Below are 16,096 nucleotides of genomic sequence, written 5' to 3' on the forward strand. Positions count from 1 at the left end.
TCCAATCTTGCCATGCGCGCACCAGCTTAAGCCTGCCTTAAGCTCCCGGCGAGATCAGTCCCGGCATGGAAGAATACATGAAAGGATATGCCGGATGCGCATATTGGCGTTCACATTTGTGATCCTGGCGCTTTTCAGGGTCGTCTCCCCGGCGGCCGCGATGGAAACACCACTTGCCATGGACCAGGCGTTCAAGGCAACGGTCGAGCGAGGAAACGACGGCCGCGCCATCATTCGCTGGGCGATCAATGACGGCTATTATCTCTACCGTGACTATCTGAGCGCAGAAGGCGAGGACGGCCGCAAACTGGAAATCCAGTCCCTCCCCGGAGAGATGAAAGAGGACCCCAGTTTCGGCTTTACCGAGATTTTCTACAAGACTGCAACGGCATCGGTCGCCGAAGCGCCGGCAAAATTCCGCCTTACCTATCAGGGTTGCCAGGACAGGGGGCTCTGCTATCCGCCGACCACCAAAACGGTCGATATGGCAAGCCTGACCGTGGGCGCTGAAGGTGTGTTTTCCCAAAACAGCTTCGCCAAAGCCGCACAGGCTTCGGCCGGCGTCTCCATGGACGCCACACAGGAAGGATTTTCACTGGCGGAGGATAGCGCGCAGATGGCGGTCGATCTGCTGCTGGCGGATGGCGGATTGATCCTGCTTCTTGCCGGATTTCTCGGTTTCGGATTGCTGCTCGCCTTCACGCCATGCGTTTTCCCGATGTATCCGATCGTTGCGGCCATGCTCGCCCGGGAAGGGGGAAAATTGACCGCGCGTCGCGGCTTCCTGTTGTCCCTGTCTTATGCGCTTGCGCTTGCATTCGCCTTTGGGCTGATGGGAATGGCCGCCGCATGGTCAGGGCAAAACCTGCAGATCGCGTTGCAATCGACCTATGCCGTAGCTGCGATATCCATCCTGTTCGCCGTGCTCGCGCTCGCAAATTTCGGCCTTTTCCAAATTCAGCTTCCAGCCGTGATCTCTGCCCGGTTTGCGAAATCACCGCAGGGCGCGAGCACGATTCCCGGCGCGATGCTGCTCGGCTTCTCCTCGGCATTGCTCATCGGACCTTGCGTCACGGCTCCCCTGGCAGGTGCACTTCTCTACATTGCCCGCACCGGCGATGTCGTCATCGGTGCCGCCGCACCATTCGCCCTTGGACTGGGCAAGGGGATTCCACTCGTCATCATGGCGACCGCAAGCGGCAAGGCGCTGCCGAAAGCAGGGTTGTGGATGGAAAAAGTGCGCCAGATTTTCGGCTTCATGTTTCTGGCCACCGCGCTTTGGCTGGCAACGCCGCTCATTCCCGAACGGCTGACATTGCTCGGATGGGCAATACTTGCCCTTTCCTTCGGCGTTTTTGCCTTCGGTGCAGGGACCGGCGATCCGAAGTCCGGTGTGAGCGTGCTTTCCCGCACGACGGGTCTCGCATCCGTCATCTGGGCAATCTTGATCTTTGTCGGTCTCGGCATCGGTGCAACGGATCCGCTCTCTCCCCTGAAGCCGCTGAGTTCCGCCACTGGTTCCGGATCTCTCGCATCGATAAAGAAAAGCGACTTCGAGAAGATTTCCTCCATCGCAAGCCTGGAAGCCCGGCTCGACAGCTCGCCGCCACAGGAACCGACACTCCTCTATGTCACAGCCGACTGGTGCGTGACCTGCCGCACGATCGAGCGCTCACTTTTAACCGCACCCGATGTGGTTGAAGCGTTGAAGGGAGTAAACCTCGTCAGCCTGGACCTGACAAAACTGGACGCGAATAAACAGGCGTTGCTTTCGACATTGAAGGTAGTCGGCCCGCCCACGATGGTTTTTCTCGATAGCAACCGAAAGGAGCCGGAAGCAACGCGGCTGGTCGGCAAATTCTCGGCCGCAGATCTGGCAGCATCCGCTCGCAGGGCGCAGGGATCGCCTCCGTGAACGAGGTCGCGATCAATCCTGCCGCATTACCGGTATCCAATAATCCAACAAGGAGAATTCTGATGTTTTCACGACGCGATTTCATGGCCGGCGGACTGGCGGCTTTTAGCGGAGCGCTGGTGTCTGCAGGAGACGGCTTCGCACAGCAGGTCAGCACGGACGAGGTGTTCTTCGACAGGGACGCACCCGTGCTTGGAAATCCCAAAGGCAAGGTCACGATTGTCGAATATTTCGATTATCAATGCCCCTACTGCAAGACTTCACATGCCATGGTGAAAAAGGTTGTCGCCAATGACGGCGACGTCAGGCTTGTTTTGAAGGACTGGCCGATCTTTGGTGGCGCATCAGTCTTCGCGGCGCAAGCGGTACTGGGGGCCGCCCAGATCGGTCAATATGAAATCGCCATGGAAGCGCTGATGAAAACAAAGGCGCGTATTTCCGAAAACGATGTCGAAAAGGCTCTGACCGGCGCCGGATTGGCGATGAAAGACATCGCCGCGGCGGTGAACAGCAACAACAGGAAAATCTCCGCGCTGCTCGATCGAAATTATCGCCAGGCGCTCGCCTTCAACTTTGTCGGCACGCCATCCTTCGTCATCGGCAAGACGATCTATCCCGGTGTTCTGGATGAGAAAGGCCTCAAGGCCGCGATTAAACAGGCCCGGTCATAATTCGGAAATCTCGCCCGGAACAACGCCCCTCCCTGTCATCTCGATTGTCAGGGAAGTTGCCAGTGAAATCGTCATAAGGACCCCCTCGATGCCCCATTAGAATCCTCGCTTCCGGTCTGCACGCCTCACTGAGAGAAAACGTTCGTTTTGGCAAACGTTTCGAGCGCGGGTTTTAGAACGTGACGCCGCCGATTGTGTGGGGGTAACACTAAACCCTCTTAAAAAAGTAGTGCCCCACACCCCACACGTCACCGCCCTCATGCCCAAAGAGCCCCGCGGTCGCCAGGAAGAACAATCGCCATCGCCTTTCCCACAGCCGGGCGTCGGCGCCATAGGTTTGCTGCAGAATGGGTCGGATACGGTCAATTTTTTTGTCGAAATTTTCGAGCCAATCGAGCGCTGTCCGACGATAGTGCGACCCTGACCAGCGCCACTCCTGCTCGACGGTGAAAAGCTGACTGAAGCGATGGGGAAGGTCGAAGGCCGGCATGATGCCGCCGGTGAAGAAGTGCCGGGCGATCCAGTCGGCAGGATTGTTGTGGTCAAAACGATAGGATCGGTCGCGGTGGTTAAACACATGCAGGAAAAATCTGCCGTCCGGCTTCAGCCACGAGTGAACATGCTCGAACAACACGCGCCAATTCGACATATGCTCGAACATTTCCACCGATACGACACGGTCGAATCGATCTCCCGTCGTAAAATCATTCATATCGGCCGTCACGACAGAAAGGTTTGAAAGCCCGCGTTCTCGGGCACGACCGATTATATATTCGCGCTGCGACACGGAGTTCGAGACTGACACGATGCGCGCATTTGGGAAGCGGCCGGCCATATAAAGGGATAACGAACCCCATCCGCAGCCGAGTTCCAGAATATCCATGCCGTCTTCTAGGCCGGCATGGGCCGAGGTCTGGGCCAAAGCAACATTTTCAGCTTCATCCAGCGTCGTCGTCGCATCATCATAATAACAGCAGGAATATTTGCGCTGCTCTCCCAGAACGAGCGCAAAAAATGCCGCTGGCACTTCATAATGCTGTTTGTTTGCATCGTCGGTATGGCTGGCGACGGGAAAATTCACCATATCCGCCGCGAAAGCCTCTTCCGCATCCGCTGGCGTAACGGCAAGCCGCCGTTTCGTCCGTGCGCAGAGCATATCTATTCCGGCGAGCGTCACGCTGTCGCTGAGCGGCGCGCGCTCGGCGGCGTTGATGGCGAGTGCGAGCATGTTCATGGCCTGTCCTCGTTCTTGCGCGGCCCCGGAAAAAAGGCGTTGACGCGTTGTTGAAGGGCGCGGAATTTTTCCCCGCGCGATTGGAGCATATGGTCTTCAAGCGGCGGAATGCCGGAGACATGGACAAGCAGCCAGTACATCATCGCCGGTGCGGCGAGCGATACCCATGACAAGGGCTGCCCCTGAATGGCCAGCAGCGGAAAACCGCACCAGAAAAGCCATTCGAAAAAATAGTTGGGGTGACGGGAATAACGCCACAGGCCGGTTTCGCAGACACTGTTTTTTGCCGCTGCGGTCTTTCTGAATTTCGAGAGCTGGGCGTCGGAGAGCGCTTCGCCTGCCAGCGCGCCGAGGGAAACCACCATGGCGATAACGTCAACCATACGCGGAAACACATGGGTGTTGCTTGCCGCAAGATAGACCGCAAGAACGAGCACGAAAGCGGCGATTGCCTGTATCTGCAGGAAGATGAATAGCCGCAGGGCGGCAGCGCTTCCCCTTTGCTCCATAAGCTTTGCATAGCGGGGATCTTCCCCGCCTCCTCGCGTGCGCATGCCAATATGGCCGGCAAGCCGCAGGGACCAGACAACGACCAGGAAAAGTATAGCACCGCGCCGCCAGCCGTCTCCACCAGCGAAAACAACGGCAAAAATTCCGCCAAGCCCGACAGTTGCCGCCCAGACCGTGTCTATCCAGCCGCTTGAACCGGTTGCTCTCTGCAACGCCCAAGCACCCGCCATCAGAAGCGACATGAGAATGGCAAGCGCCAGGACTACAGAAAACATCACTAATTCGCTCGCCATTTTGAATGGTTTGAGGTCGGGTTTCGTGATGGCAAATACGAGCGGACCCGCAAAATAGTTTCAGGCGCCGGACAAAATTTCAAAAAATCGGTGCGCCGGTGAAACTGATCGGGCGGCCTCCTCGTACATGTCGCGGTCCCAGGACTGGATTGGCAGTGCGACAGCGAGGAAAAATGGTCGACACCGAAGCGAAAAGAGAACAAAGCCGCCGCATCGCCGTGGTCGGAACGGGAATTTCCGGTTTGTCGGCGGCCTGGCTTTTGTCGCAACGACACGATGTAACTGTTTTCGAAGCGGCTGACCGCATCGGAGGCCACACCAATACCGTGACGTTCAGCACGGACCACGGACAAGTCCATGTCGATACCGGATTCATTGTCTATAACGAGCAGACTTATCCCAATCTCACCGCGCTTTTCCAGAAATTGGGCGTGGCGACAGCGGCGTCGAACATGTCTTTCGCCGTTTCTCTGGATAATGGCGGTTTCGAATATTCCGGCGGAACCGGCCTTGGCCTGCTGGCCCAGAAGTCCAACATCCTGAGGCCACGTTTCTGGGCGATGCTTGCGGACCTTTTGCGCTTTTACCGCAACGCCCCACGCGACCTGCATTTGATGGGCGATCTGTCTCTCGACGAATATCTCAACCGCAACCGGTATGGTTCAGCGTTCCGCGACGATCATCTTTACCCCATGGCTGCGGCCATCTGGTCCACGCCGGCCATGGAGGTCGGCCGTTATCCGGCGGCGCATTTCATCAAATTCTGCCGCAATCACGGCCTGCTGTTGCTGCGCAATCGGCCGGTCTGGCGCACAGTCATCGGTGGCTCGCGCGAATATGTGAAACGCATTACGGCGCCGTTTGCAGATCGAATTCTCCTCTCGACGCCGGTGAAGCGCATCCACCGCCTGCCGGACGGCGTCGAAATCACCACTGCGGACGGCAAAGCCGTGCGCTTCGATGACGTGGTGATAGCAACCCATGCGGATCAGGCGCTCGACATGCTCGCCGATGCAACACGCGCCGAACGGCGCATTCTTGGCGCTTTTGCCTACACCCAAAACCGCGCCGTGCTTCACACCGACAGCCGTTTCATGCCGCGCCGCCGCGCTGCCTGGTCAAGCTGGAACTATGTGGCCGACACGCGCATTAAAACGAGCCTGCCGAGCATTACCTACTGGATGAACAGACTTCAGCCGCTGGGTGAAACCCCGGACATTTTCGTAACGCTGAACCCGGAGCGAGAACCGGATCAAGGAAAAATCATCGCCGAGGAAACCTATCACCATCCGGTTTTTGATGCTGGCACCGAACAGGCGCGTCAGGAGCTATGGGCCCTGCAGGGTCTGCGAAACACCTGGTTCTGCGGCGCTTATTTCGGATCCGGTTTTCATGAAGATGGTCTTCAGGCCGGCCTTGCCGTCGCCGAAGATCTTGGCGGCGTATCCCGTCCATGGAAGGTTGCTGACGACAACGGCCGGATCATCCGCCTGGATTTGGCGACGATTGCGACAGACACGGAAATCATGGAGGCGATGGCATGACGCCTCCCCTCACCTCGGCGCTTTTTCCCGGCCATGTAACGCATGCGCGCTTGAAGCCGAAAACCCATAAGCTCGCCTACCGGATTTATTCGCTGCTCCTCGACCTCGATGAGTTGAACGTGCTCGACCGGAAATTGCGATTTTTCTCCGTAGACCGGTTCAATCTGTTCTCGTTTCACAGCAGGGACCGCGGCAACCGCAGCGCCATCGGGCTGCGCCAGCACATCGAGTCAGCCATGACGGCGGCAGGCATGGCAGTGGATGGCGGGCCGATACGTCTGCTCACCATGCCGCGCGTGCTCGGCTGGGCCTTCAACCCACTCAGTGTCTTCTTCTGCTACGGGCGCGACTTGTCGCTCAAAGCTATCCTCTGGGAGGTGGACAACACGTTTGGCGAGAGACACTCATACCTGATCCCGGTGGAAGCCGGCAAATCGACCGAGATCGTCCAGCAATGCGACAAGGCCTTTTATGTCTCCCCATTCATGGACATGGATCTCCACTATGTTTTCCGCGTCGCCCCGCCCGGCGACAGGCTGAAAATCGTCATCGATACTTTCGACAAGGACGGCCGGATCCTGACCGCCCGGCATCTGGCCCGGCGTGTCGAATTGACGGACGGTGCGCTTCTGAAAGCTTTCTTCACCATTCCCCTCCTGACGCTCAAGGTCATTCTGGGCATTCATTGGGAGGCCCTGAAAATTTGGCTGAAAGGCGTGCAGCTCAGAAAACGGCCGCTGCCGCCTGCCGGTCCAGTCTCCTTCCATCATCCTTCATCGTCGCAAATCGAGGCCAAAATTCATGACCCCGTTTGACAATCTCACGGAATTATCGGCGAAGAATACGCGCCTGAACGACCGCATCAGCCCAGGCATGTGGCTCATCAACCGGCTGTTGAGCAATATCGACAGGGGAAGATTACATGTCATTCTTCCCGGCGGCGGCATCATTGAAAGATCCGGCGCAACGAATGGCAGCGAGGCGATCCTTGTCCTGCATAGCTGGCGCGCGATCCGGCGAATGCTGCTGAACGGCGACATCGGCTTTGCCGAGGGTTTCATCGAAGGCGACTGGACCACACCAGATCTGACGGCGCTGATCCGCTTTGCGGCCCAAAATCGCGAGGCGTTCGCAAGGTCAATGCGCGGCAGCCTGCCGATGCGCCTTCTCAACCGCACTGCGCACGGGTTGAATGCCAATACCAGACGCGGCAGCCGCCGCAATATCGAAGCGCATTATGATCTCGGCAACGAGTTTTACCGGCAGTGGCTTGATCCTTCCATGCTGTATTCTTCGGCGATTTTCGATGACACGGCGTCTACGCTCGAAGCCGCACAACTTAAAAAACTGGAACGTATCGTCGATAAACTGCAATTGAGCGGCGGCGAGAACATATTGGAGATCGGCTGCGGCTGGGGCGCACTCGCCATTCACCTTGCCACGCAGGCCAAAGCCAACGTCACCGGCATCACACTCTCCCCCTCCCAGCTAAAATGGGCAAAAAATGCGGCGGAAAAAGCCGGCAGCACAGACCGCATCGATCTGAGGCTGCAGGATTACCGCGACCTGAACGGCCAATTCGACAGGATTGTCTCCGTCGAGATGTTCGAAGCAGTCGGCGAGGCCTATTGGCCGAGCTATTTCGAAACGCTGAAAAGATGCCTGAAACCGGGCGGCAGCGCGGTGCTGCAAATCATTTCGATTGAAGAAAGCCGCTTCGATACATATCGGCGCAAGGCGGATTTCATTCAGAAATACGTCTTTCCCGGCGGCTTTCTGCCCTCAGATGCCGCGCTCGAAAAAGCGGTCGACAAAACCGGCCTTAAGCTCACCGATAAAGAACTTTTCGGCCAGTCCTACGCGCTCACGCTCGCCGAATGGCGCCAGCGTTTTCACGCGCGGTGGCAGGCGATTTCCCTGCTTGGCTTCGATGACCGCTTTCGACGGCTTTGGGATTATTACCTTTGCTATTGCGAGGCAGGCTTTGCCGAGGGGAGCATAAATGTGGGCTTCTACACGATCGAACACAGATAAGGCGGGACCAAACTGCGGAGAGAGAGACAATGATGATCAACGGATTGACGGTTGCTTCCGTCCTATGGTCACTGCTGGTCGCGTCCAGCGCGACGGCGGCCGATATCGACGGCAACTGGGCGCGCGGAGACGGCAAGGCGAAAGTACTGATTGCGCCCTGCGGTGAAAATATCTGTGCCACAAACACCTGGATCAAGCCGGGCACCCCGAAGGAAAAGGCCGGGGACCGGCTGATCATGGACATAAAGCAGACAGAGGCAGGCAGTTATTCCGGCACCGCTTTCGACCCCCAGCGGGATAAATCCTACAGGATAACAGTGACAATAAACGGCAACGGCATGACAACGAAAGGCTGTATCGTCGCCGGTCTGCTGTGCAAAGGCATAAATTGGACAAGGATCGACTAGCCACATCTACACGTTGCCTCGACCCGCCATCGTCGCTCCCTTATCGAGGCCCTGCAAAGGAAAACACCAATGAAAACCTATGTCGCAGCCTACCTTTTTACCCTCGTCGCCTTTCTGGTGATTGATTTCATCTGGTTGAGCACGATGGCGTCGCGCCTTTACCGCCCGGCCATCGGCGATCTTCTGGCAGAAAACTTTCGGCTTGCTCCGGCGGTCGTCTTTTACCTCATCTATGCCGCCGGCCTGACCTTTCTTGCGGTTCGCCCGGCCTTTCAGACAGGAGAATGGACGACCGCGCTGCTCTATGGCGCAGTGGTCGGCTTCATGGCCTATGCCACTTACGACCTGACCAATCAGGCGACGCTCAAAAGCTGGTCCACGACCCTGACCGTCGCCGATCTTCTATGGGGAACCTTCGTCTCCGCGGCAGCGGCTACAATCGGCTATTTCCTCACGGTGCGGCTGGTCGGCCCGCTGGAAAATCCGACGGGCCTGTGATGACGACATCCCCTCTTACCGGCCGCTTAAGTGCGATAACCCTGCGGCCCAGTCGTTGCCAGGTTCGCAGCATGAGCATGCATCTCTTGTCTTCCTGCGAAATACGATCCTATAAAGGAGGCGCAGCAAGGAAGGTTCGAATGCAGGGCACAGAGATCGCAAGCCTTATTAACCGCGTCGGCATGGGTGATCGTTCAGCATTCGTCTCGCTTTATCAGGCAACCAGTCCGAAGCTTTTCGCGATCTGCCTGAAAATCCTGCGTGACAGAACGGAAGCCGAGGAGGCGCTGCAGGAAATCTATATCAAGGTCTGGCAGCGGGCCCGGACATTTGCCGCCAGCGCCGGCAAACCCGCCACATGGCTTGCCGCCATTGCCCGCAATCATGCAATAGACACGATCCGCGCCCGCAAGCCCATAACCGACGACATCGAAGAAGCCTACGATCTTGCCGACGAGAGCGCCCGCGATCCTGAGCAGCAGATCGTTCTCGCCGATGAAGGCCGCAGGATCGAAGCCTGCATGCGCGAGCTTGAGACCGTACACGCGCAGGCGGTGCGTCGGGCCTATGTCGAGGGCTTGAGCTATCTCGAACTCGCAGAAGAATTGCGCGTGCCGCTCAACACGGTCAGAACCTGGCTGCGACGCAGTCTTCTCAAACTCAGAGAGTGCATGCAGCGATGACAACGGGCGAACAGAGCGGCGGCAAGCATTCGCACGACGACATCCTCGCCGGTGAATATGTCCTGGGCGTGCTGCCGCTCGAAAAGCGCCGTGAACTGGAACGACGCATGCAGGACGACGCGGCCTTCGCACAGCTGGTGCAGCGCTGGGAGGCGGAATTTTCCGACTTCAATGCCGATTACCAGGAGCAGGCACCGAGCGCCGCTGTTCTTGCGCGTATCGAAGAACGCCTGTTCGGCGGCAGGACCGTCAATACCAATGGCAGCCTCTGGAATTCCGCGTCCTTCTGGCGCTGGATCTCGGTTGCCACCAGCGCAACCGCCGTGGCCGCCATCGTTTACGCCGCCTTCCCCGAAAAATGGCAGGGCGCCACTCCGTTGGTGGCCGAACTTGCAACGACCGACAGCCAGGTTAATCTCCTCGCCTCCTACGATGCGGAATCCGGACGGATGCACATTGTGCCTGTCGCAACCGGCAAGACCGACGAAAAATCGCTGGAACTGTGGCTGGTGATGGATGGCGGCAAGACCCGCTCGCTCGGCGTCTTCCAGCCCGGCACGAATGGCGATCTTATAATCCCCGCCGACATGCGCAACAGCATCACCGAAGGCACCACCTTCGCGATCAGCGTCGAACCTTTCGGCGGCTCGCCGACTGGTCAGGCAACCGGCCCTGTTATCGCTGTCGGCACGGCGCGATGGGGATGAAGGTTTAACGCTTCCCGATTTCTAGGCGAGTCCCCGATGAACGCGTCACGGATACGAGATGGGTCGTAACGGTCAATCTCCGAAGCCGACGATGCCCTTGATTTCGGTGAACTCGTGCAGATCGATCCCGCGCGGGCGCAAATCGCGCGCGGCCGTTGCCCAGTTCGCCCCTCCTCCGTGGTCGCAGACAACATCGCCCGCATCACCGCACTGGCCAGAGAAGCAAAGGCGACGACAGCGCCGGACATTCTGGTTTTCCCGGAACTTCGCTGACCGGGCTTGAGGCTGCCCACACCCGGGTGGAACCGCTTTCTACCACCAACCTCGATACACCCTACCCGACGAACATTGTCCGGCGAAAGGATCTTGTCGTCATGCGTCAACCACATCACTATCAGCCTCTCGTCAAATGGCATCAGTGAGAGACCGATAAGATGTCCACGTTCACATTCGCGACTGTCCCTCAGATAATCGCAGGCCCCGGCAGTATCGCAAGGCTTTCGGAGCTGAAGACCGGGCTCGGGTCGCGTGTTCTGGTAATTTCAGACGATGGCGTCGTCAGGGCTGGGCTTGTTCAACCCGCCCTTGCGAGCCTTTCGGAGGGCGGAGCCGAAACATCGATCTTCACCGGCGTTGTCGCGGATCCTCCGGAAACCGTCATCCACGACGCTGTGGCGCGTGCAATCGATTTCGGTGCCACCGGCATACTGGGCATCGGTGGCGGCTCATCGCTCGATGTCGCGAAACTCGTGGCCCTGCTGGCAAGGAGCGGTGAAGCACTCGGCGATATTTACGGCGTCGGCAAGGTGACCGGGGAACGCCTGCCCCTCGTGCTGGTGCCGACGACGGCAGGTACCGGATCGGAAGTCACGCCGATTTCCATCGTTACCACGGATGCACATCAGAAAAAGGGCGTGGTGTCGCCAACCCTGCTACCGGATGCGGCGATCCTCGACGCAAGCCTGACCGTCGGCCTTCCTCCAGCGGTGACTGCGGCGACGGGAATTGATGCCATGGTCCACGCCATCGAGGCCTTCACCTCCGCAAGTGCGAACAACAATCCTGTTTCCCGCACCCTTGCCAAAGAGGCGCTCCGGCTTCTTGGAGCGAATATCGAGATCGCCGTGAAGAACGGGGCCGAGATGGTTGCCAGACAGGCCATGCTGCTGGGTGCGATGCTGGCCGGTCAGGCCTTTGCCAATTCGCCGGTTGCGGCCGTTCATGCTCTCGCCTACCCGATTGGCGGCCTCTATCATGTTCCGCACGGGCTCTCCAACAGCCTGGTCCTGCCGCATGTGTTGCGTTTCAACGCAACGGTGTGCGGCGATGCCTATGCGGAATTGGCGCCATGTCTTTTTCCTCAGCTGGAGTCTGCCGACAGGTCCGGCCGACTTGCCGGCTTCCTGGAAGGGCTGGCCTTGCTCCCCGGGCGCCTGAACCTGCCGGTGCGACTGAGAGATGTTGGGATACCAAAAGACGGGCTTGCCTTGCTGGCGGAAAGTGCGATGGAACAGACCCGCCTGCTGGTTAACAATCCACGGACGGTGCTGCTGTCCGATGCCGCCAGAATCTACGAAGATGCTTGGTAGGCAAAGGTAAGCGCCGCCTTATCTCCACTTCGATCCGGCTCCGGTGAAACAGACAAATTTTAAAGAGGTTATAAAACCGTGTTGACTCGGCCGAGCTTTTAGACTTCTTTGTAAACCGGTTTAGTAAATCGCTTTACAAGCCGGACAGAGGTCGAAAAGACCCGATAGAGTGGAACAGAAAGCGGGAGTGTGATGGCGCGGAACCATGCGACCAGCCTCAAAGATGTCGCCCTGGCGGCAGGCGTTTCAGTTGCGACCGTATCGCGGCTTCTGAACGGCACGCTGGAGCTGCCGCCAGAAACGAAAGCGCGCATCGAGGCCGCTATCCGTGAACTCAATTACGTGCCCAATCCGCATGCCAGACGGTTGAGCCGAGGGCGCTCGGACACGATCGGTCTTGTCGTTCCCGATATTGGAAACCCGTTTTTCGGCATGCTCGTTGCGGCCGTGGAAGAAGAAGCCGACAGGCGAGGACTTGCCCTCTCGCTTTTCGCCACGCTGAACCGTACGGGTCGGGAATTGTCCTATCTTCGTCTGCTTGCCCGCAATCATGTGGATGGGCTCGTTTTCATCACGAACCACCCCAATACCGACGAACTGGCGGAGCTGATCAATACCACCGGCAAGGTCGTGGTGGTCGATGAAGACGTGCCCGGCGCCACCGTGCCGAAACTCTTCTGCGACAATGAGCAGGGCGGTCGCCTGGCTGGCGCGCATCTGGCTATGCATGGGCATAAACATGTCCTTTATGTCGGGGGACCAGAGGACATGATCAGTACGGAGCGTCGTTTTCGCGGCCTCAAATCTGCTCTCACCGAGCGGGTGGCGGAGGCAGAGCTTTCGATTTCCAGATATTGCGGCGCATATACCGTGGAATTTGGCCGGGCTGCCGCGCGCCGCTTTCTGGACGAGGGGCGCCCGGCAACAGCGGTTTTCGCCAGTTCGGACGAAATCGCCATCGGATTTGTCGAGGTTCTGCGTTCCGAAGGCGTGCGCATCCCGCAGGACGTGTCGATGATAGGTTTCGACGACGTCGGGCCGCTGCATCTTTTTGCGCCACCGCTCACCGCCATTCGCCAACCCGTCAGTGCGATCGGCCAGCGCGCCCTGTCGCTTCTGCTTGAAACCAACTGGGACCAGGATTCTTCCTTCCTGTCGGAGGAATTGCTGCCCGTCGGAATCGTCGTGCGTGAATCCGTTGCGCCGCCCGCGATCAAATAAAAAGCAACGAAACCAACAGAGGAAGAACGATAATGCTGAATTTCAAACGTCGATATTTTTCCGCAGCTCTGGCTGCGACCGTCCTTGCCGGCGCGACTTTGTCTGCTGGTCTCGCCAACGCCGCCGAAAAGACGATCGCCCTGGTTCAGATCAACCAGCAGGCGCTGTTTTTTAACCAGATGAATGAAGGCGCGGAAAAAGCCGCCAAGGAAGCCGGCGTCAAGCTGGTGATCTTTAACGCCAACAATGACCCCGCCGCTCAGAACAGCGCGATTGAAACCTATATCCAGCAGAAGGTGGACGGCATTGCCGTGGTCGCCATCGATGTCAATGGCATCATGCCGGCCGTAAAGCAGGCGGCCGCCGCCAATATTCCCGTTGTCGCCATTGACGCCATCTTGCCGGAAGGTCCGCAGAAGGCGCAGATCGGCGTGGATAACGGCAAAGCGGGCGCCGACATGGGAAAATTCTTCCTTGACTACGTGAAGTCCGACATGGGCGGCAAAGCCAAGATTGGCGTCGTCGGTGCGCTGAACTCCTTCATCCAGAACATCCGCCAGAAGGGCTTTGAAGACACGATCAAGGACAAGACCGGCATCACGGCGGCAGGTGTCGTCGATGGCCAGAACGTTCAGGACACCGCACTGTCGGCAGCGGAAAACCTCATCACCGGCAATCCTGATATGACCGCAATTTATGCCACCGGTGAACCGGCTCTTCTTGGAGCGGTCGCCGCCGTTGAAAGCCAGAGCAAACAGAAAGACATCAAGGTGTTTGGCTGGGATTTGACCAAACAGGCGATTGCAGGCATCGATGCGGGTTATGTCGCAGGCGTCATCCAGCAGGATCCTTCCGCCATGGGTGCAGCGGCGGTCAAGGCCCTCAAGACCGTCTCCGATGGCGGCACCGTGGAAAAGACCATTGCCGTGCCGGTCACCATCGTCACCAAGGCCAATGTCGAACCCTACCGTGCGGTCTTCAAATGATTGCGGCCGGACAGCACACAGGCGCTGTCGACGGCGCCGGGGGAGATCTTCTCTCCCGGCAGCCCGATCGTGAAGCGCGTATCTCCCTGCGCAATATCCGCAAGACCTTTGGCTCGCATCAGGCGCTTCGCGGCGTCGATCTGGATATCTTTCCCGGCGAGTGCCTCGGTCTCGTCGGCGACAATGCGGCCGGTAAATCTACCCTCACCAAGGTGATTTCCGGCACCTATATCCCTGATGAAGGCACGATCACAATGGAAGGGGAAGCCATTCGCTTCTCCGGCCCTGCCGATGCCCGCAACCGCAACATTGAGATGGTTTTTCAGGATCTGAGCCTGTGTGACCATATCGATGTCGTGGGCAATCTCTTCCTCGGGCGCGAAATTACCAAAGGTCCGTTTCTCGACCGGCCGACCATGCTTTCAGAAGCTCGCAAGATGCTGGATGCACTGGAAATCCGCATTCCGCGTCTCACCTCCAAGGTGGAGAAACTGTCCGGCGGCCAGCGACAGGCAATCGCGATCGCGCGCGCGGCCTCCTTCAATCCGAAGGTTCTGATCATGGACGAGCCGACCTCGGCGCTTGCCGTTGCGGAAGTGGAAGCCGTGCTTTCGCTCATCAATCGCGTCAAGGCCAAGGGCGTGTCGGTTATTCTCATCACCCACCGGCTTCAGGATCTCTTCCGGGTCTGCGACCGCATCGCCGTCATGTATGAAGGCACCAAGGTGGCAGAGCGTCAGATCAACGACACCAGCCTCGAGGATCTCGTGCGTCTGATCGTGGGAGGGCAACGTCATTGACCGTCTATACTGAACGCGCCAAAGGCTCGCCGCTTTCGGACTTTTTCGCCGAAAATGCGCAGGTGCTTTCCATCGCCGCCTTTTTTGCCCTCTGCATGCTGTTCTTCTCCGCAACCACCGATACGTTTCTGACGGCCGGCAATCTTCTGAACGTGGTCCGTCAGGCCGCGCCCATCCTGATCGTCTCAGTCGCGATGACATTCGTCATCATCACCGGCGGTATCGATCTGTCCGTCGGCTCCATGGTCGCCCTGATCAATGCCGTCGGGGCGATCCTGCTTGCGGCCGGTTACCCCTGGCCGCTGGTTGTCGTCGCCATGCTCGTGCTCGGCGGCGCGCTCGGCCTCGTGCAGGGCTGGTTCATTGCCTATCAGGGCATTCCAGCCTTCATCGTGACGCTTGCCGGCCTCTCCATACTGCGCGGCGTCGCCCTCTACATCACACAGGGATATTCCGTGCCGATACCGGAAGCACCCGGGTTCTTTTACCTCGGACGGGGTGATTTCCTCGGCATGCCCGTCCCTGCCCTGATCGGCATCGTCGTCACAGTGATCGCCTATATCGTTCTTTCAAGCACGCGGTATGGTCGTCGCGTCGTCGCCGTCGGCTCCAATCCCGAAGCGGCGCGCCGCGTGGGGATGCCAGCCAAATGGATTCTCGCCTCGGTCTATCTGGCCGCGGGCGTGGCCTCGGCCATTGCCGGCCTGATGATTGCGGCGCGGCTGGGGTCGGGATCCTCGAATGCGGCGGTCGGTTTCGAGCTTCAGGTGGTTGCGGCGGTGGTTCTGGGCGGCACATCGTTGATGGGCGGTCGCGGCACCATTCTCGGCACGGTTCTGGGCACCATGACTATCGCCGTCATCGGCAATGGTCTTATCCTCATGCATATCTCTCCCTTCTTCACCCAGATCGTGACGGGCGCCATCATTCTCGCAGCAATCTGGCTCAACACACGCATCTTCACCGCCAACTTCCGCCTCGGCGCGAAGAGAAAGGGATGATGC

At 58.5% G+C, this 16,096-nt stretch carries 16 protein-coding genes and 1 pseudogene; 15 read left to right on the top strand and 2 right to left on the bottom strand.

Annotation, left to right across the window (positions count from 1 at the left end):
• Positions 1-103: 103 nt before the first annotated feature.
• Positions 104-1,915 (top strand): protein-disulfide reductase DsbD, encoded by a 1,812-nt coding sequence (dsbD, locus tag AGR7B_RS12465; protein ID WP_245317705.1) that lies wholly within the window; start codon positions 104-106, stop codon positions 1,913-1,915.
• A 62-nt stretch (positions 1,916-1,977) separates the two neighbouring features.
• The gene (locus AGR7B_RS12470) at positions 1,978-2,586 is read left to right on the top strand and encodes a DsbA family protein (RefSeq protein ID WP_078051615.1); all 609 of its coding nucleotides are present in this window, start codon (positions 1,978-1,980) and stop codon (positions 2,584-2,586) included.
• Between the two features lie 208 nt (positions 2,587-2,794).
• Here AGR7B_RS12470 and AGR7B_RS12475 read toward each other — a convergent pair whose 3' ends face one another.
• Positions 2,795-3,820, bottom strand: coding sequence for an SAM-dependent methyltransferase (locus tag AGR7B_RS12475; RefSeq protein ID WP_080856764.1), 1,026 nt, complete (start codon positions 3,818-3,820; stop codon positions 2,795-2,797).
• Positions 3,817-4,605 carry a DUF1295 domain-containing protein gene (locus tag AGR7B_RS12480; protein WP_080856765.1) on the bottom strand — a complete coding sequence of 263 codons (789 nt, stop codon included), beginning with the start codon at positions 4,603-4,605 and terminating at the stop codon, positions 3,817-3,819. The genes AGR7B_RS12475 and AGR7B_RS12480 overlap by 4 nt, the downstream gene beginning before the upstream one ends.
• A 191-nt stretch (positions 4,606-4,796) precedes the next feature.
• Between AGR7B_RS12480 and AGR7B_RS12485 the strand changes: the two genes are divergently transcribed.
• The 13 genes and pseudogenes from AGR7B_RS12485 to AGR7B_RS12545 all read left to right on the top strand — a co-directional run bounded on the left by AGR7B_RS12485 (position 4,797) and on the right by AGR7B_RS12545 (position 16,093).
• On the top strand, positions 4,797-6,167 hold the full coding sequence (locus AGR7B_RS12485; protein WP_080856766.1) for an NAD(P)/FAD-dependent oxidoreductase: 1,371 nt from the start codon (positions 4,797-4,799) through the stop codon (positions 6,165-6,167).
• Positions 6,164-6,982 carry a DUF1365 domain-containing protein gene (locus tag AGR7B_RS12490; RefSeq protein ID WP_080856767.1) on the top strand — a complete coding sequence of 273 codons (819 nt, stop codon included), beginning with the start codon at positions 6,164-6,166 and terminating at the stop codon, positions 6,980-6,982. Before AGR7B_RS12485 ends, AGR7B_RS12490 begins: the two co-directional genes overlap by 4 nt.
• Positions 6,969-8,201, top strand: coding sequence for an SAM-dependent methyltransferase (locus tag AGR7B_RS12495; RefSeq protein ID WP_080856768.1), 1,233 nt, complete (start codon positions 6,969-6,971; stop codon positions 8,199-8,201). Before AGR7B_RS12490 ends, AGR7B_RS12495 begins: the two co-directional genes overlap by 14 nt.
• A 29-nt stretch (positions 8,202-8,230) precedes the next feature.
• Positions 8,231-8,608 carry a DUF2147 domain-containing protein gene (locus AGR7B_RS12500; protein WP_078051609.1) on the top strand — a complete coding sequence of 126 codons (378 nt, stop codon included), beginning with the start codon at positions 8,231-8,233 and terminating at the stop codon, positions 8,606-8,608.
• Between the two features lie 69 nt (positions 8,609-8,677).
• A complete protein-coding gene (locus tag AGR7B_RS12505) occupies positions 8,678-9,106 on the top strand; it encodes a DUF2177 family protein (RefSeq protein ID WP_078051608.1) in 429 nt (142 codons plus the stop codon).
• A gap of 140 nt (positions 9,107-9,246) precedes the next feature.
• Positions 9,247-9,789, top strand: coding sequence for a sigma-70 family RNA polymerase sigma factor (locus AGR7B_RS12510; RefSeq protein WP_065656274.1), 543 nt, complete (start codon positions 9,247-9,249; stop codon positions 9,787-9,789).
• A complete protein-coding gene (locus AGR7B_RS12515; protein WP_065656273.1) occupies positions 9,786-10,496 on the top strand; it encodes an anti-sigma factor in 711 nt (236 codons plus the stop codon). The genes AGR7B_RS12510 and AGR7B_RS12515 overlap by 4 nt, the downstream gene beginning before the upstream one ends.
• A 124-nt stretch (positions 10,497-10,620) precedes the next feature.
• Positions 10,621-10,918: pseudogene (locus AGR7B_RS26530) on the top strand (hypothetical protein); the annotation flags it as partial.
• A 12-nt stretch (positions 10,919-10,930) separates the two neighbouring features.
• Positions 10,931-12,085: an iron-containing alcohol dehydrogenase gene (locus AGR7B_RS12525; RefSeq protein WP_080856769.1), complete on the top strand. Its 1,155-nt coding sequence runs from the start codon at positions 10,931-10,933 to the stop codon at positions 12,083-12,085.
• Between the two features lie 192 nt (positions 12,086-12,277).
• Entirely contained in the window at positions 12,278-13,306 is a 1,029-nt protein-coding gene (locus tag AGR7B_RS12530) for a LacI family DNA-binding transcriptional regulator (protein ID WP_080856770.1), read from the top strand.
• A gap of 32 nt (positions 13,307-13,338) precedes the next feature.
• Complete coding sequence (locus AGR7B_RS12535) at positions 13,339-14,292, top strand: ABC transporter substrate-binding protein (RefSeq protein WP_080856771.1); 954 nt, start codon at positions 13,339-13,341, stop codon at positions 14,290-14,292.
• Complete coding sequence (locus AGR7B_RS12540) at positions 14,289-15,092, top strand: ATP-binding cassette domain-containing protein (RefSeq protein ID WP_065656268.1); 804 nt, start codon at positions 14,289-14,291, stop codon at positions 15,090-15,092. The genes AGR7B_RS12535 and AGR7B_RS12540 overlap by 4 nt, the downstream gene beginning before the upstream one ends.
• Positions 15,089-16,093 carry an ABC transporter permease gene (locus AGR7B_RS12545; protein WP_080856772.1) on the top strand — a complete coding sequence of 335 codons (1,005 nt, stop codon included), beginning with the start codon at positions 15,089-15,091 and terminating at the stop codon, positions 16,091-16,093. The genes AGR7B_RS12540 and AGR7B_RS12545 overlap by 4 nt, the downstream gene beginning before the upstream one ends.
• Positions 16,094-16,096 lie beyond the last annotated feature (3 nt).

The sequence above is a fragment of the Agrobacterium deltaense RV3 genome (genome assembly GCF_900013505.1).
Taxonomy (GTDB): Bacteria; Pseudomonadota; Alphaproteobacteria; order Rhizobiales; family Rhizobiaceae; genus Agrobacterium; species Agrobacterium leguminum.

What these genes read in the sequence shown, in the direction of transcription:
- AGR7B_RS12470 (WP_078051615.1), top strand. Translation starts at nt 1,978, where the DNA reads ATGTTTTCACGACGCGATTTCATGGCCGGCGGACTGGCGGCTTTTAGC.
- AGR7B_RS12475 (WP_080856764.1), bottom strand. Translation starts at nt 3,820, where the DNA reads ATGAACATGCTCGCACTCGCCATCAACGCCGCCGAGCGCGCGCCGCTC.
- AGR7B_RS12480 (WP_080856765.1), bottom strand. Translation starts at nt 4,605, where the DNA reads ATGTTTTCTGTAGTCCTGGCGCTTGCCATTCTCATGTCGCTTCTGATG.
- AGR7B_RS12485 (WP_080856766.1), top strand. Translation starts at nt 4,797, where the DNA reads ATGGTCGACACCGAAGCGAAAAGAGAACAAAGCCGCCGCATCGCCGTG.
- AGR7B_RS12490 (WP_080856767.1), top strand. Translation starts at nt 6,164, where the DNA reads ATGACGCCTCCCCTCACCTCGGCGCTTTTTCCCGGCCATGTAACGCAT.
- AGR7B_RS12495 (WP_080856768.1), top strand. Translation starts at nt 6,969, where the DNA reads ATGACCCCGTTTGACAATCTCACGGAATTATCGGCGAAGAATACGCGC.
- AGR7B_RS12500 (WP_078051609.1), top strand. Translation starts at nt 8,231, where the DNA reads ATGATGATCAACGGATTGACGGTTGCTTCCGTCCTATGGTCACTGCTG.
- AGR7B_RS12505 (WP_078051608.1), top strand. Translation starts at nt 8,678, where the DNA reads ATGAAAACCTATGTCGCAGCCTACCTTTTTACCCTCGTCGCCTTTCTG.
- AGR7B_RS12510 (WP_065656274.1), top strand. Translation starts at nt 9,247, where the DNA reads ATGCAGGGCACAGAGATCGCAAGCCTTATTAACCGCGTCGGCATGGGT.
- AGR7B_RS12515 (WP_065656273.1), top strand. Translation starts at nt 9,786, where the DNA reads ATGACAACGGGCGAACAGAGCGGCGGCAAGCATTCGCACGACGACATC.
- AGR7B_RS12525 (WP_080856769.1), top strand. Translation starts at nt 10,931, where the DNA reads ATGTCCACGTTCACATTCGCGACTGTCCCTCAGATAATCGCAGGCCCC.
- AGR7B_RS12530 (WP_080856770.1), top strand. Translation starts at nt 12,278, where the DNA reads ATGGCGCGGAACCATGCGACCAGCCTCAAAGATGTCGCCCTGGCGGCA.
- AGR7B_RS12535 (WP_080856771.1), top strand. Translation starts at nt 13,339, where the DNA reads ATGCTGAATTTCAAACGTCGATATTTTTCCGCAGCTCTGGCTGCGACC.
- AGR7B_RS12540 (WP_065656268.1), top strand. Translation starts at nt 14,289, where the DNA reads ATGATTGCGGCCGGACAGCACACAGGCGCTGTCGACGGCGCCGGGGGA.